We start from the raw sequence: 911 nt of genomic DNA, 5'->3' as shown, positions 1-911 counted from the left end.
GCCAGTCGCCGCGGATCTGGCGGTGGCGCCGGGCGACGTCGTCGCTGTAGCGCGCCGGGCATGGCGTCACGAGGTGGGCGTCGCCCAGCAGGCCGGCACGCAGGTAGCTGCCTTCCAGCAGGTCGTGCGACAGCACCCGGTCGTCCGGCAGGCGGCCGCGCAGCACGCGGTCGGCCACCGCCACGTCGTAGATGCCCTGGCCCGCGAACGTGCCTTCGCCGAACAGGTCCTGCTCGATGCCGGGTGCGCCGCCGCACAGGCGTTCGTAGCGCGACGCGTGTTCCGGCGGCAGCGCGGCCGTCATGCGCGGCTGCAGCAGGCCGTGACCGGCCACCACGCGCCGGCCACCATCATCGAGCACGGGGCGATTGAGCGGATGCGCCATCGCGGCGACGAAAGCGCGGGCGGCGTCGCGCGGCAGCCCGGTGCCGGCGTCCAAGGTGATCACGTAACGGATCTCGTCCACGCCGTCGACGGGCCCCTCGATCACGGCGAACGGCGCGCGCTCGCCGCGCAGCAGGAACGCGTTCAGGTCTTCCAGCTTGCCGCGCTTGCGGTCGCGGCCGATCCACGCGCCCTCGCCTTCGCTCCACGTGCGCTGGCGGTGCAGCAGCAGGAACGGCCGGCACTTCCCATACTTCGCATTCAGCGCGGCGATGCCGGCGCGCGCCTGTTCGATCAGGTCGGCGTCGCCGTACACCTCCTGCCGCGGCGCGTCGGCCAGGTCGGTCAGGAGGCAGAAGCGCAGCTGCGGATCGCGGTTGGCGAGGTAGTGCACTTCCAGTGACTCGACGAGGGCCGCCACGTTGTCGCGGCCGTACAGCAGCGCGGGCACGACGACGATGGCGCGCGCGTCCAGCGGGATGCCGGCCCCGAAATCCATGCGCGGCAGCGGCGCCGGTGCGACGAGC

Annotated in this window: 1 pseudogene; it reads right to left on the bottom strand. The window is 73.2% G+C overall.

From position 1 onward, the window contains the following. Window positions 1-911: pseudogene (locus tag ACEN88_RS32865) on the bottom strand (cyclic beta 1-2 glucan synthetase); the annotation flags it as partial.

The organism is Massilia sp. CT11-108 (genome assembly GCF_047302915.1).
GTDB lineage: Bacteria > Pseudomonadota > Gammaproteobacteria > Burkholderiales > Burkholderiaceae_D > Telluria > Telluria orientalis.
Note: the sequence above shows the minus strand (reverse complement) of the source record. Positions and strands in the feature narration are given on the sequence as shown.